The sequence below is a fragment of the Streptomyces sp. ASQP_92 genome (genome assembly GCF_025399895.1).
In the GTDB taxonomy this organism is placed as follows: domain Bacteria; phylum Actinomycetota; class Actinomycetes; order Streptomycetales; family Streptomycetaceae; genus Streptomyces.
This window is the reverse complement of record NZ_JAODUA010000005.1, coordinates 117,371-130,607: the sequence shown is the minus strand read 5'-3', so window position 1 is coordinate 130,607 and position 13,237 is coordinate 117,371. Positions and strand designations below refer to the sequence as shown.

12 protein-coding genes and 1 pseudogene are annotated in these 13,237 nt (G+C 72.7%); 7 read left to right on the top strand and 6 right to left on the bottom strand.

Annotated features, from left to right (window positions below):
• Positions 1-179: 179 nt before the first annotated feature.
• Positions 180-941 carry a TetR/AcrR family transcriptional regulator C-terminal domain-containing protein gene (locus tag N4G70_RS14590; RefSeq protein WP_261713046.1) on the bottom strand — a complete coding sequence of 254 codons (762 nt, stop codon included), beginning with the start codon at positions 939-941 and terminating at the stop codon, positions 180-182.
• Positions 942-1,108: 167 nt separating this feature from the next.
• Between N4G70_RS14590 and N4G70_RS14585 the strand changes: the two genes are divergently transcribed.
• Positions 1,109-1,429: a hypothetical protein gene (locus tag N4G70_RS14585; protein WP_261713045.1), complete on the top strand. Its 321-nt coding sequence runs from the start codon at positions 1,109-1,111 to the stop codon at positions 1,427-1,429.
• Positions 1,430-1,481: 52 nt separating this feature from the next.
• Here N4G70_RS14585 and N4G70_RS14580 read toward each other — a convergent pair whose 3' ends face one another.
• Positions 1,482-2,477, bottom strand: coding sequence for an AraC family transcriptional regulator (locus N4G70_RS14580; protein WP_261713044.1), 996 nt, complete (start codon positions 2,475-2,477; stop codon positions 1,482-1,484).
• Between the two features lie 105 nt (positions 2,478-2,582).
• Between N4G70_RS14580 and N4G70_RS14575 the strand changes: the two genes are divergently transcribed.
• Complete coding sequence (locus N4G70_RS14575; RefSeq protein ID WP_399035446.1) at positions 2,583-3,464, top strand: NmrA family transcriptional regulator; 882 nt, start codon at positions 2,583-2,585, stop codon at positions 3,462-3,464.
• A 106-nt stretch (positions 3,465-3,570) separates the two neighbouring features.
• Here the strand turns inward: N4G70_RS14575 and N4G70_RS14570 are convergent, their stop codons facing one another.
• Positions 3,571-3,882: a 4a-hydroxytetrahydrobiopterin dehydratase gene (locus N4G70_RS14570; RefSeq protein ID WP_261713043.1), complete on the bottom strand. Its 312-nt coding sequence runs from the start codon at positions 3,880-3,882 to the stop codon at positions 3,571-3,573.
• Between the two features lie 80 nt (positions 3,883-3,962).
• Here N4G70_RS14570 and N4G70_RS14565 point away from each other — a divergent pair, with 80 nt between their 5' ends.
• Positions 3,963-4,961: an NAD(P)-dependent oxidoreductase gene (locus N4G70_RS14565; RefSeq protein ID WP_261713042.1), complete on the top strand. Its 999-nt coding sequence runs from the start codon at positions 3,963-3,965 to the stop codon at positions 4,959-4,961.
• An 87-nt stretch (positions 4,962-5,048) separates the two neighbouring features.
• On the opposite strand, the gene N4G70_RS14560 is transcribed toward N4G70_RS14565, so the two are convergent.
• Positions 5,049-6,161, bottom strand: coding sequence for a sensor histidine kinase KdpD (locus N4G70_RS14560; RefSeq protein ID WP_261713041.1), 1,113 nt, complete (start codon positions 6,159-6,161; stop codon positions 5,049-5,051).
• Positions 6,162-6,576: 415 nt separating this feature from the next.
• Positions 6,577-7,287, bottom strand: a pseudogene (locus tag N4G70_RS14555) (response regulator transcription factor); the annotation flags it as partial.
• A 145-nt stretch (positions 7,288-7,432) separates the two neighbouring features.
• Between N4G70_RS14555 and N4G70_RS14550 the strand changes: the two are divergent.
• The 3 genes from N4G70_RS14550 to N4G70_RS14540 are packed head-to-tail and all read left to right on the top strand — an operon-like array spanning position 7,433 to position 9,587.
• Complete coding sequence (locus N4G70_RS14550) at positions 7,433-8,185, top strand: glycosyltransferase family 2 protein (protein WP_399035442.1); 753 nt, start codon at positions 7,433-7,435, stop codon at positions 8,183-8,185.
• Positions 8,182-8,922, top strand: a complete 741-nt coding sequence (locus N4G70_RS14545) for a DUF2064 domain-containing protein (RefSeq protein ID WP_261713040.1) — start codon at positions 8,182-8,184, stop codon at positions 8,920-8,922. Before N4G70_RS14550 ends, N4G70_RS14545 begins: the two co-directional genes overlap by 4 nt.
• A complete protein-coding gene (locus N4G70_RS14540; protein ID WP_399035439.1) occupies positions 8,916-9,587 on the top strand; it encodes a class I SAM-dependent methyltransferase in 672 nt (223 codons plus the stop codon). Before N4G70_RS14545 ends, N4G70_RS14540 begins: the two co-directional genes overlap by 7 nt.
• Before the next feature lie 93 nt (positions 9,588-9,680).
• Here the strand turns inward: N4G70_RS14540 and N4G70_RS14535 are convergent, their stop codons facing one another.
• Entirely contained in the window at positions 9,681-11,693 is a 2,013-nt protein-coding gene (locus N4G70_RS14535; protein WP_399035436.1) for a putative Ig domain-containing protein, read from the bottom strand.
• 708 nt (positions 11,694-12,401) lie between these two features.
• Here N4G70_RS14535 and N4G70_RS14530 point away from each other — a divergent pair.
• A complete protein-coding gene (locus tag N4G70_RS14530; RefSeq protein ID WP_261713037.1) occupies positions 12,402-13,223 on the top strand; it encodes a TrmB family transcriptional regulator in 822 nt (273 codons plus the stop codon).
• Positions 13,224-13,237 lie beyond the last annotated feature (14 nt).

Sequence of the window (13,237 nt, the reverse complement as noted above, 5' to 3'; positions counted from 1 at the left end):
GTCCTCGCACCCCCGCGTGACGACGCCGTCGCCCGACAGTTTCGGGCGGCGGCGTCCTCGTGTCCGGGCATGGGTGACCATCGATCCTTGCGACTGGCCAACTGCGTTGCCCGGCACGGGAGTTCCTGATGCCGGGCACGTTCGCGGCAGCCGGGCCGGCTCGCGAGAAAGCCCCTGCGTCAGTCCTCCCCCATGTTTCGGTAGCCCGCCAGGATGAAGTCGACGGTGCGGTCGAAGCGGGCCTCGAAGTCCAGGCCGACGCGTGTCGCGGTGACCTCGGCAAGAAGCGGGAAGCGCTTCGGGTCGGGCGCCGCGTCGTCCAGGTCGGGGGCGTCCGTACGCTCACCCGGGGCGCGGCCGGCCTCGGCGAGGGTGTGGCCGACCACGAACGTGGCGAGCGCGTTGATGACATCCATCGCCCGGCCGAGTCCGAGGCCCGCGTCCGTCAGGGCGGCCAGCCACTCCTCCAGCAGGTCGAGATCGTCGGCGGAGCTCAGCGGACGCGTGGCGATGAGCGGCAACACGCCTGGGTGCCGCAGGAGTTCGGCCCGTAGCCCGCAGGCGAAGGCGCGGGCCCAGCGGGTCCAGTCGCCCGCGCCCAGGTTCGCGCCGACGGGCTCAATACGGGTGGCGGAGGCGGCGCCTTCGGAGGCATCGGCAGGGCTCGCGGCCTCAGCATCGGCATCGGCATCGGACGACGGCGCGGGCCCGCCCGGCAGTCCCAGGGCGGCCCGGCGCACGACGCGGCCGACCAGCGCGTCAAGCAACTGCCCTTTGTTTCCTACGTGGTGATAAAGCGTCATGGCCTCCACACCGAGCTCCGCGCCGAGCTTGCGCATGGTGAGGGAGGCGACGCCTTCACGGTCGACGAGGTCCAGCGCCGCGTCCAGCACCCGCTCGCGACTGAGCCCCGCCTTGGGCCGTGCCCGCCGGTCCGCCATCCGTCTCTCCTCGCATCGATCCCTCTGCGTTGCAGAAGCCTCTTGACGATTCTTACATCGTAAGGGCACTCTATCCGCAGCCGGGAACCTTACAAAGTAAGAATTCTCTCGGCGTATGCCCGCACCCGGCACCACGGGTGGGGCAGGCCACGACTGGAGGTACCACCATGCTGATCGGCACTTCGCTGCGCCGCCTCAACGACGGAGTCGACTACGCCACCTTCCGCAGGGCGTGGCTGCCCGACGAGGCCATCCCCGGTGACCCGCGCCGGGTGTTGAGCGCTCTCAGCCTCGACGACCCACAGGAGATCCTGACCTGTGCGCTGATCGACGCCGAACCCGCCGACATCCCCGTGTGGATGGAGCGCATCGCGGCCGGTGAACAGCGCCGTATGGAGCGTCTGGCCGGTCTGGTCGGCCCCTCGCTCGGCGGCGGCGTGTTCCGTGTGGTCGGCGACGACGACCTGTCCCGGCTCATCCGTGCCTGAGACGTGCTCGGGCTGGGGGCAGGGCGAGAGCGCTCTCGGACTGCGCCGGCCCTCAACTCCCGCTTCCCGTAACACCGGCCGCCCCTGAGCCGTCGCCGCGCAGCGTCCGGTGTTCCTGCGGGCTGATGCCCCGGACCCGTTTGAAGGCGGCGCTCAGCGCGAACGCGCTGCTGTATCCGACCTGGCGGGCGATGGCTTCGACGGTGGCGTCGCTCTCCCGCAGTCGGTCGGCGGCGAGCGCCAGGCGCCAGCCGGTCAGATACGCCATCGGCGGCTCCCCCACCAACTCGGTGAAGCGGCGCGCGAATCCGGCCCGTGACACCCCGCACTTCGCGGCGAGCGAGGCCACCGTCCAGGGATGAGCCGGACTGTTCTGCACCAGCCGCAGCGCGGGGCCGACCACCGGGTCTCCCATCGCCCGGTACCAGGCGGGCGCGTCGGCGCCCGGTCGCGAGAACCAGGAGCGCAGTACCGCGATGAGCAGCAGATCGAGCAGTCGGTCCAGGACGACGCTCTGGCCGGGTTCGTCGCGCGAGATCTCGTCGTCGAGCAGCGGCATCAGGGAGCGGTTCCACTCCCGCGCGGTCAGGCGCACCACCGGAGGCAGCGCGTCGAGGAGCCGCCCGCTGATCTCCCCCTCCATCAGGTAGGTGCCGACCAGCATCGTCGCCGAGCCGTTCGGGGCGTTGCCCCAGGTGCGTACGCCCAGGTCCATGGAGTCCGAGAGCGCTTCCCCGCGCAAGCTGGTGCAGACCCCGCCGGGGCCGATGCGTGCGAACGGGGCGAGGTCCGGGGCGTGCGCCACGGTGTACGGGTCGGGGCCGCGCACGATGACGATGTCGCCGGGGCCGATGTGCACGGCATCGCCCTCGTCGCCGCCACCGCTGTCCCCGTCACGCACGATCCAGGCCTCGCCCGCCGTCATCGACATCAGGCAGATGGGCGCGCGGTCCTCGATCCTTACGGACCACGGCGGCTCCATGACCATGCGCATCAGAAAGGCCCCCCTGGCCCGCGGTCCGTCGAGCAGTCCGGCGAGTGCGTCCATGGGGTCAGCGTAAGGGAGCCCGGTGAGCCGGTTGCTGGACGTACGCGTATGGGGACTGGCCTCTGACGCATGGAGAGTCCAGGGCCCGGCGGCGACGCTGGAGCCATGACGAACACGACGCAGGACCGCAAGCCGACGGACGAGTTGAGGGGAGCGGACGCGATGGCGCCGCGCACGGTGCTGGTGACGGGCGCCACGGGGAAGACGGGGCATCGGGTGTTCGAGCGCCTCGTCGCGCGGGGGGTGCGGGTCCGGCCGGGTTCCCGGTCGGGTGGGGTTGTCTTCGACTGGGCGGATGCCAACACGTGGGGCCCGGCCCTGTACGGCGCGGATGCCGCCTATGTCGCCTACTACCCCGACCTCGCGGCGCCCGGCTCGGAGGATGCGATGCGCCTGTTCGGAAGCGTCGCGGCGGCCAACGGGGTGCGCCGGATCGTGCTGCTGTCCGGCCGGGGCGAACCGGAGGCGGCCCGTGCCGAGAGCGCTCTCAGGGAGACCTGCCCGGACCTCACGGTGGTGCGGTCCGCGTTCTTCGCGCAGAACTTCAGCGAGGGCGCGATGGTCGAGGGCGTCCTCGCGGGGACGGTGGCGTTCCCGGGCGCAGACACCGCCGAACCCTGGCTCGATGTGGACGACTTGGCCGATGTCGTGGTCCACGCCCTCACCGAGGACGGTCACGCGGGGCAGACCTATGAATTGACGGGGCCTCGGCTGCTCACGTTCGGCGAGGTCACGGCCGAGCTCTCCCGCGCGACGGGCCGCGAGATCCACTATGCGCCGGTGTCGGGGGCCCAGTACGCGCAGACGCTCACCCAGTACGGCATGCCCACGCCGGAGGCGGAGTGGCTGGCCGGGCTCTTCACGACGCTCCTCGACGGCCACAACGCGTCCACCACGGACGGCGTGAAGCGGGTCCTGGGCCGAGAGCCCCGTGACTTCGCCGAGTTCGCCCGGGACGCGGCGGCGGCCGGCGACTGGCACGTCTGAGCCGTCGCCCGGCCGGTGCGCCGCGGCCAAAGGAGCGGGCCGTACAGGGGTCGGCCCGCTCCTCCGGCCGGGCGGGCGTTCGCGCGTAACGGCACGCCCGGCGAGGTCACCCCGCGCCGTGCAGGGGAGCGATCTCCTCGACGCGGTGGGCGAGTTGGAAGTCGAGCTCGGTGACGGCACCGCCCGCGTCATGGGTGTTCACGGACAGGGTGAGGGTGTTGTAGCCGAGGGTGAGGTCGGAGTGGTGGCCCAGTTCCTCCTGGATCTGGGCGACATGGACGACCATGGCGGTCGCGGCGAAGTGGCCGCCCAGACGGTAGCTGCGGAAGATCCGGTCGTGGTCGTCCGAGAGCGCCCAGCCGGGCAGTTCACGCAGCCGGTCCTCGATGTCCTTCTGCGACAGCGGCTCAACAGGCATGTCCGGGTACTCCTTACGGGGTGGTGACATGGCGGGGTGGAACGGTGACGGAGAGGCTTCTGTTCCGTAGCGTCTCCTCCATGCGTGTACTTGTCACGGGAGGCGCGGGCTTCATCGGCTCGCACATTGTCACAGCCCTGGCCACCCACGGCCATGAGCCCTTCGTTCTGGACCGGGCGGTCCGGCCGGGCGACGACGTCCGCGACCCGGATGTCGTCGCCCGGGCGCTGCGCGGCGTGGACGCGGTGTGCCACCAAGCGGCGATGGTCGGCCTCGGCACCGGTTTCGGCGACGCCGCCGACTATGTGGGCTGCAACGACCTCGGCACCGCGGTGCTCCTGACGGCCATGGCCGACGCGGGGGTGCGCGACCTGGTGCTCGCGGGGTCGATGGTGGTCTACGGGGAGGGCCGCTACGAGTGCCCCGAGCACGGGGTGGTGCGGCCCGGGCCTCGGCCGGTCGAGTGGCTGGAAGCGGGCCGGTTCGAGCCCCCATGCCCGCACTGCGAGGCAGAGTTGAGTCCGGGTCTGGTCGCGGAGGACGCGCCCGTCGACCCGCGCAATGTGTATGCCACGACCAAGCTGGCTCAGGAGCACCTGGCCGCCGCGTGGGCGCGGGCGACCGGCGGGCGGGCGGTGTCGCTGCGCTACCACAACGTGTACGGGCCGGGGATGCCGCGGGACACGCCCTATGCGGGGGTGGCCTCGTTCTTCCGTTCGTCGCTGGCGCGTGGAGAGGCGCCGCGAGTCTTCGAGGACGGCCGTCAGCGTCGGGACTTCGTGCACGTTCGCGATGTGGCCGGGGCGAACGTGGTGGCGCTGGAAGCGCTCTCAGGACGACCGCCGGGTGTGCTCACCTCGTACAACACGGGCAGCGGAAACCCGCACACCGTGGGCGAGATGGCCCGGGCGCTGGCCTCGGCGCACGGGGGTCCCGACCCGGTGGTGACGGGTGAGTACCGGCTCGGCGACGTACGGCACATCACCGCGGACTCGGCGCGGCTGCGGCGCGAGCTGGGCTGGAAGCCTGCGGTCGGTTTCGCTGAGGGAATGACGGAGTTCGCGACGGCGGAGGGATAGCCCCTCCCGGTCGGCCCTCGGCGGTTGGCCCTCGGCGGTTGGCCCTCGGACGGTTGGGCTACTGGGCCACCCCCGGGGGCACAGCCCCTACGCGCGCGCTGTCGGCAGGGTGAGTTCGAAGCGGCAGCCGCCCGCCACGTTGCGGACCTCGGCGCGGCCGGAGTGGGCCTCCACTATGCCGCGGACGATCGCGAGGCCGAGGCCGGCCCCGCCGGGCGGGGTGCGGGCCTCGGTGCCGCGCCAGCCGGTGTCGAAGACGCGGGGCAGATCGTCGTCGGGGATGCCGCCGCAGCCATCGGTGACGGAGAGCGTGACCGCACCGTCACGGCCCTGCGCGCCGACCGCGACGGTGCCGTCGGCCGGAGTGTGCCGGATGGCGTTGACCAGGAGGTTGGCGAGGACCCTGGTCATCTCCTTGCCGTCCACCTCGACCGGTACGGCGTCGACGCGCTCTCCGACGAGGCGTACTCCGTGCTCACGTGCCAGCGGGTCCGCGCCGGCCAGCGCGTCACCGATCAGGTCGTGGACGGACATCCGGGCAGGGTTGAGTGAGAGCGCTCCCGCGTGGATCCGGGAGAGCTCGAAGAGGTCGCCCACCATGGAGTTGAGCCGTTCGACCTCGGTCCTGATCTGCCGGAAGTAGCGGTCCGGGTCCTTGGCCATGCCGTCTTCGAGGGCCTCGGCCATCGCGCGGAGCCCGGCCAGGGGGGTGCGCAGGTCGTGCGAGATCCATGCGACGAGTTCGCGCCGTGAGGTCTCCAGCGCCCGCTCCCGTTCTCGTGACTCGGTCAGTTTCGCGCTGGTGGCCGCCAACTCCCGGCTCAGCGCGGCCAGTTCGGCGGTGGCGGGTCCCGCCGGCGCGTCGAAGCTGCCGCCGTCGCCGAACGAGCGGGTGGCCAGCGCCAGGCGGTGGCTGCTGGCGACGACGCTGCGGCCCAGGACCAGGGCGGTGACCAGTGAGGCGACCGCGGCCATGGCGACGACCACCGTCACCACCGTCAGGTCGTGGGAGTTCAGGAGCATCGCCCAGGCGACGGCGAGCGTGCCGGCCAGCATCGCGAGGACCGCCACCGCCGCCACGACGGCCACGGACGCGGTGAGCGAGCGATGGCGCAGGAGACGCAGGGCCAGCGCCCCGCCGAACCCGGCGACCGCGGCGCCGAGGAAGGCGTACAGCGCGATGAGCAGGATGTCACCCACGGCCGGCCCCCTGGCTCCCGCGCACCCCGGCCCCCGGTTCGGCACCGGCCGCGTCGAGCGGGGCCAGGTGGAGCCGAGCCATATGGGGCTCGGCCCCGTGGGGCCCACCCACCTCGGGCACGCCCACAGGGGGCTCAGCCACGCGGGTCTTGCCCCCATGGGGTTCGGCCACACGGAGCTCAGCCATGCGGGACCCACCCCCATAGGGCTCAGCCACCCGGGGCTCCGCCACATGTGGCTCACTCACAGGGGGCTCCCTCACGGCGAACTCGCCCACCCGGGGCTCGGTCACATGCGGCTCGCTCACGCGCGGCCCCCGCAGGTGGGGCTCACCCACCCGGGGTTCGGCCACATGGGGCTCGCCCACCCGGGGCTCCGCCACATGCGGCTCGCTCACGCGGGGCCCTCGCACGTGGGGCTCGGCCCCATGGGACTCCGCCCCATGGGGCTCGCCCACATGGGACTCGAAGCGGTAACCGACCCCCCACACCGTGCGGATCAGGGCCGGCTTCGCCGGGTCAGTTTCGATCTTGCCGCGCAGGCGTCGGACGTGGACGGTGACGGTGGACAGGTCGCCGAACTCCCACCCCCACACCTCGTGCATCAGCCGTTCGCGGGAGATGGCCTCGCCGGGGCGGGCCAGGAGGTAAGCGAGGAGGTCGAACTCCCGCAAGGTCAGGGCGAGTTCACGGCCGTCCTTGGCGGCGGTGCGGGCGGCCGGGTCGAGGGTGATGCCGGAGCGGGACACCGGCGGCCCCGGGCGCGCGGTGGTGGCGCGGGCCCGGCGCAGCACCGACTCGACGCGGAGGACGAGTTCGCGCGGGCTGAAGGGTTTGGTCACGTAGTCGTCGGCGCCTATCTCCAGGCCGAGGATGCGGTCGTCCTCGTCGCCGCGCGCGGTGAGCATGATCACGGGTACGGGGGCCGTGGCGCGCAGCCGTCGGCAGACCTCCAGGCCGTCCATGCCGGGCAGCATCAGATCGAGAACCACCAGGTCGGGGCGGCGTGCGGCGGCGGCGCGCAGGGCGGCGGGGCCGTCGGTGGCGAGGTCGACGGTGTGGCCCGCGCGTTCCAGGTAGCCGGTGACGACCTCGGCTACGGTCGGGTCGTCGTCGACGACCAGGATGCGGCTCTCGGTGCTGTGCATGGGAACCAGCGTCGCACCGCTTGGGGGCGTCCGTCTGCGCCAAGAGGGACACGGGCGGGCGATGTCCGCGTTTCGTAAGAACCCGAAATCCGTTTTGTCCGGTTTGGATTCGTACGGTGAGAGCGTGACTGAATCCCCCTCCGCAACCCCCGCGGTGCCACCTCCCGCAGCCCCTTCCGCACCGCGCGGGGTGTCCGTGGACGTCGTGCTGCCCTGTCTCGACGAGGCCGGGGCGCTGCCCTGGGTACTTGCCCGGATCCCGGACGGCTGGCGGGCCGTCGTGGTCGACAACGGTTCCTCGGACGGTTCGCCCGAGCTGGCGCGCTCGCTCGGCGCGACCGTCGTGCACGAGCCCCGCCGGGGCTTCGGCGCGGCCTGCCACGCCGGGCTGCTCGCCGCCGAGGCCGAGTACGTCTGCTTCTGTGACTGCGACGCCTCCCTCGATCCGGCCGAGCTCGTCCCCTATGTGAGCGAGGTGGCGTCCGGCGGCGCCGACCTGGTGCTCGGCCGTCGCCGGCCGCGAGATCCGGGGGCGTGGCCGCTGCACGCGCGGGCCGGGAATCTGGCGCTCGCGCGGATGCTGCGGCGGCGCACCGGGCTTCGCCTGCACGACCTGGGCCCGCTGCGGGCCGCGCGCCGTGAGGCGCTGCTCGGGCTCGGGCTCACCGACCGGCGCAGCGGCTATCCGCTCCAGATGGTGGTGCGTGCGGCGGACGCGGGGTGGCGGGTGAGCGAACACGACGTGCCCTATCTGGCGCGCACCGGGAAGTCGAAGGTCACCGGGACGTGGCGGGGTACCTGGCATGCGGTGCGCGACATGCGCAAGGTCCTGGCCGAACCGCCCGTCGCGCCGCGCGTGCCGGCGGTGGCCCGATGAGCGGGGCGGGGGCCGGGCCGGTCTCGGGTACGACGTTGATCGTGCTGGCGAAGGCGCCGGTGCCCGGCCGGGTCAAGACGCGGCTCACTCCCGCGTACACCCCGCAGGAGGCGGCCCGGATCGCGGAGGCGTCGCTCGCCGACACCCTCGACGTGGCGCTGGCCGTGCCGGCACGCAGGAGGGTGCTGGTGCTGGACGGAGCGCCGGGGCCGTGGCTGCCGCCCGGTATCGAGGTGCTGGCGCAGTGTGAGGGGGGTCTGGACGAACGGATCGCGGCGGCGTTCGCGGCGTGCACCGGGCCCGCATTGCTGATCGGTATGGACACCCCGCAGGTGAGCCCGGCGTTGCTCGCGCCGGCGCTGGCGGACCCGCGTCCCGGTGAGGCCTGGTTCGGGCCGGCCGAGGACGGGGGGTTCTGGGCGCTCGGTCTGACCGAGCCCGACCCCGCGCTCCTTCTCGGGGTTCCGATGTCGGTGCCCGAGACCGGGCGCGTTCAGCGGAAGCGGTTGCACGACGCCGGGCTCGTGGTGCGTGAACTGGCGTGGCTGCGGGACGTGGACACCGCGCAGGACGCCCTCCTGGTGGCGGCCGAAGCCCCGAACGGCCGGTTCGCCCGCGCGGTGGGCGCGGGCCGCCCCGCGCGCGCCGCCGTGCCGGCCGAGCGGCGGTCCGAGGAGTCCGGGACGCTCGCGCCCACCACCGGTGAGGCCTCGACGGCTGGGCCGCACCCGTGGTGAGAGCGCTCTCACCCGCGACGACCGCGACCCCCACCGCCTGGCACGCCGACCCCTACACCGACGCTCTGCGCGCCCGGCGCGGCCCGCTGTTCCTGCGCAGACCCGACGGCTGGCTGCTGCCGCTCGAGGTCGAACGCTGGTGTGCGGAGCCGGACTTGGCGGACCGTACGGTGCTGCGCCGCTGTCGCGGCACGGTGTTGGACATCGGCTGCGGGCCGGGCCGGCTGGTCGCCGCGCTCGCCGCCGACGGCGTGGCGGCGCTGGGGGTCGATGTGAGCCCCGAGGCGGTGCGTCACACGCGTGACTGGGGCGGCAGCGCGCTGTGCCGTTCGGTCTTCGACCGGCTCCCCGGCGAGGGCCGCTGGGACACCGCGCTGCTCGTCGACGGCAATGTGGGTATCGGTGGCGACCCGGCGAAGCTGCTGTCCCGGGTGGCTCAACTCGTCGTGCCCGGTGGTCTGTTGCTGGTGGAGACGGCACCGTACGAGATCGACGAGCGGCTCAGGGTGCGGGTGGCCGACGCGCGCGGTGCGGTGGGGAGCGATTTCCCGTGGGCGCGGCTCGGGACGAACGCGCTGCTGTCGTGTGCCCGGCCGCTCGGCTGGCGTCCGGCGGGCCGCTGGACCGCGGCGGGCCGTCCGTTCGTGGCCCTTCGCCGCGGGTGAGAGCGCGTCCATCCGTACGCGTCACGACGTACCCCGGAACGGCGAAGGGACGGGGCGGGGAGTGGTCCCCGCCCCGTCCGGAGCGCTCTCGGGTCAGCTCACGTTGACCGCGGTGTCGTCGATGACGAACGACGTGGCCAGGCTGCTGTCCTCCACCGCGTTGAACTTCAGGGTGACCGTCTGCCCCGCGTACGAGGAGAGGTCGAAGGACTTCTGGGCGAAGCCGGTGTTCTTGTTGAGGTTGGAGTAGCTCGCCAGGGTGGTGGAGCCGGCCGTCACCGTCAGCTTGTCGTAGGCGGTGGTGGTGGTCGTCTCCTTGGTGTCGATGTGCAGGTAGTAGGTGAGGGTGGCGTGGCAGTTGGCCGGGATCGACACGGTCTGCGCGAGCGAGTCGGTGTGGGTGGTGCCGTAGCCGTCGAGCCAGGCCTTCCACGACCCGGAGTGGGCCGCCTCGCCGCTGGAGTTGTCGATGACGCCCGAGGTCGCCGTCCACGGGGCCGCGGCGCCGGTCTCGAAGCCGGGGTTGCCGAGGATTTGGGCCGGGGTGCAGCCGCCGCCGGTGGTGGTGACGGTCCAGGTGAAGGACGTCGATCCGTTCGCGTTGGTGGTGTCCTTGACGCTCACCGTCACGTTGGACGTCCCGGCGGTGGTCGGGGTGCCGGAGATGAGTCCGGTCGAGGCGTTGATGGACAGGCCGGCCGGGAGGCCGGTGGCGCTGTAGGTCAGCGACTGGCCGCTGTCGGAGTCGGTGGCCTTGATCTGGAGCGATACCGCGGTGTTGACCTGCGTCGACTGGTTGCCGGGGTTGGTCACCGTGACGGTGTTGCCGGTGCTGGTGCCGCCGGTGAAGGCCGCGGTGCCGTTCGGGGTGCCGAGGCCGGTCGGGCCGTCGTAGCCGGCGGCCGCCTTGCACAGGTAGGCCGGGCTGCAGCTGCCGTTGGCGCCGGTGGTGACGTCGTTCAGCGAGCCGGTGTGGGCGTAGGGGTAGGACGCCGGGTTGGTGGTGGCGGCGGGGGTGCCGGCCAGGGCGTACACGCCGGCGATGATCGGCGAGGAGGCGCTGGTTCCGCCGTACACGTTCCAGCCGCTGGCCTGGTAGCTGTCGTACACCGCGAGTCCGGTGGCCGGGTCGGCGACCGCGGAGACATCGGCGACGGTGCGCTTGGCGCAGCCGGTGTCCTTCTGCCAGGACGGCTTCGGGTCGTAGGCGGAGCAGCCCGAGCCCGCGCCCTGGCCACCAGAGCTGGTGCCCCAGACCGACTCGGACCAGCCGCGGGTGGTGGAGGCGCGGCTGAGTGAGGTGCCGCCGACGGAGGTCACGTACTGGGAGGCGGCGGGGTATTCGACGCCGTAGCCGCTGTCGCCGGAGGAGACGGTGATGGCGACGCCCGGGTGGTTGAAGTAGGCGGCGTCGGAGCTCGGGTCGGTGGAGTCCTCGCTGCCGCCGTAGCTGTTGGAGACGTACTTGGCGCCCATGGTGACCGCGCGGTTCACGGACGCGCCGAGGTCTTCCATGGAGGCGGAGTTCGCTTCGACGAGCAGGATGTGGCACTGCGGGCACACGGCGCTGACCATGTCGACGTCGAGGGAGATCTCACCGGCCCAACCCGAGTCGGGGCTCGGGTAGTTGGTGCCGCCGTTCTGGTCGGCCTTCTTGAAGCAGCCGTTGGCGGTGGTGCAGGCAGGCAGGCCGTACTGGGAGCGGTAGGTGGCCAGGTCCGACTCGGCGTTGGGGTCGTCCTGCGCGTCCACGATGGCCACGGTCGTGCCGGCTCCGGCGTTCGAGGGCAGGGCGTAGGCGCTCTGGAGGTCGGTGGGCCCGTAGCCGGAGGGGGCGGCGTTCGGGGATATGCCCAGGTGGTGCTGGACGTCGGTGCGGGCCAGGGCCAGGCAGGACATCATGCCGGCCTTGGCGGGCTGGGCGCACAGCCGCTGGGTGTTGGCGGCCTGGGCGGCGGGGGCGGGGGCCGCCGCGGAGACGGCCGGGGCGACGGCGATGAGTCCGCCGGTGACCAGGGCCGCGGCGGACAGGGCGGCGGTGGTGGCTCGCCGGGTGAGTCCGGACGGGCCGAAGGGTCTCTTCGAGTACAAGGAACTGCCCTCCATGGGGGGTTGGTTCGCCGGATCGGGGCGAGCGGGGGTGCCCGGACCGGTTGGTCGGCGGGGCTGATCCGGCGGGTGCGGCGGTGGGTGCGGGGCGTCGTCGGCCGGTGGTGGACCGTGGGTGCGGCCGGCGGCGGCGACGCGGCACGTGCGCGTGGGTGGTGCGGCACGTGCGCGTGCGGTGGTGCGGTCGGCGGTGGTGCGGCACGTGCTCGTGGGGTGGCGCGGTGGGCGCCGGCGACGCGGCGCGTGGGGCTCGTGGGGTGCTATCGGCGGTACGTGGGCCGCGCGTTGGGCGGCGGCGACACCGGAGGTCGGGTGGTGGGTGTGCCGTGGTTCCGCGCGCTCGGCGGTACGTGGGTGCACGTGATCGAGGAGGGTGGCCGCGCGTGACCCGTGCGCGTCCGCACGCATCGGGGAGTGCGGCCGCGCGCGATCACTGTCCATGATCAGTGCATGACAATGGCATCTCGCGAAAACTGCCACCCGCTCAAGTGGTGGCAGGGATGAAGGTAGCGACGGCCGACGGGGGCGACAACAGGCTGAGGCAAGCGCGAGGCAAAGCCTTTCCCTGGAAAAGGGATGGATCACCGTGGGGCCCGCCCCGGGAATTCCCAGGGATCACCGGGCTGCTCGGCGCCGGGTGTACGCGTATACGGTGGCGTTCCAGCGAGCCGAGGAGGACGCACATGGAGCCGGTCGGGGACGCGCATGCAGCCGGATGAGGGGTCGGTCAACGACCTGGTCGAGCTCGGCCTGTCCCGCTACGAGGCGCGGGTCTATCTGGCCCTCGTCCGGCGCGACTCCTACACCGCGGCCCAGGTGGCGCGCGAGGCCGACGTGCCCCGGCAGCGCATCTACGACGTCCTGGACGCTCTGGTGCGCGCCCAGCTCGCGGTGGCCCACCGGGGGCGCGTCGCCACGTTCGCCGCGGTCGCTCCGGAGCTCGCGGTCACCCGCCTGATGAACCGTCAAAGAGAGTCCCTGGAACGGCTGGAGAAGGTGTCGACGGGACTGACGTCGATGCTGCTGCCGCTGTGGTCGGACGGCCGCGCGCACACCGACCCGCTGGACTACATCGAGGTGTTGCGCGACCCGCGGCAGATCGCCGAGCGGTTCGCGGACATCCAGGAGCAGGCCGACAGCGAACTCCTCACGTTCTGCATGCCGCCGTTCGTCGCGCCGGCCGCCAACACGACCGGGATCAAGGCGACTCGGCGGCTGCGCCGGGCCAAGGGCACGGTGCGGGCGGTGTACACGCGCGACGCGCTGGCCGACGACGAGGTGCTGGAGAACGTGCGGCGCTTCGCCGAGGCGGGTGAGGAGGCCCGTTTCACCCAGCGCCTCCCGCTCAAACTCGTCATCGCGGACGCCTCGTTGGTGCTGTGCGACATGCCGGACCCGGTCGCGGGCACGGGCTCCACGACCGCCCTGTACATCGAGCACCCGGCGCTGGCGGCCTGCCTCCGGCTGGCGTTCCAGAGCGTGTGGGAGACGGCCGAACCGATGGAGCCCGCCCGGGGCGCGCACTGAGGGCCGAGCGCGGG

Coding starts and splice junctions, on each gene's coding strand:
- N4G70_RS14590 (WP_261713046.1), bottom strand. CDS start 941: ATGGCGGACCGGCGGGCACGGCCCAAGGCGGGGCTCAGTCGCGAGCGG.
- N4G70_RS14585 (WP_261713045.1), top strand. CDS start 1,109: ATGCTGATCGGCACTTCGCTGCGCCGCCTCAACGACGGAGTCGACTAC.
- N4G70_RS14580 (WP_261713044.1), bottom strand. CDS start 2,477: ATGGACGCACTCGCCGGACTGCTCGACGGACCGCGGGCCAGGGGGGCC.
- N4G70_RS14575 (WP_399035446.1), top strand. CDS start 2,583: ATGACGAACACGACGCAGGACCGCAAGCCGACGGACGAGTTGAGGGGA.
- N4G70_RS14570 (WP_261713043.1), bottom strand. CDS start 3,882: ATGCCTGTTGAGCCGCTGTCGCAGAAGGACATCGAGGACCGGCTGCGT.
- N4G70_RS14565 (WP_261713042.1), top strand. CDS start 3,963: ATGCGTGTACTTGTCACGGGAGGCGCGGGCTTCATCGGCTCGCACATT.
- N4G70_RS14545 (WP_261713040.1), top strand. CDS start 8,182: ATGAGCGGGGCGGGGGCCGGGCCGGTCTCGGGTACGACGTTGATCGTG.
- N4G70_RS14535 (WP_399035436.1), bottom strand. CDS start 11,693: ATGGAGGGCAGTTCCTTGTACTCGAAGAGACCCTTCGGCCCGTCCGGA.
- N4G70_RS14530 (WP_261713037.1), top strand. CDS start 12,402: ATGCAGCCGGATGAGGGGTCGGTCAACGACCTGGTCGAGCTCGGCCTG.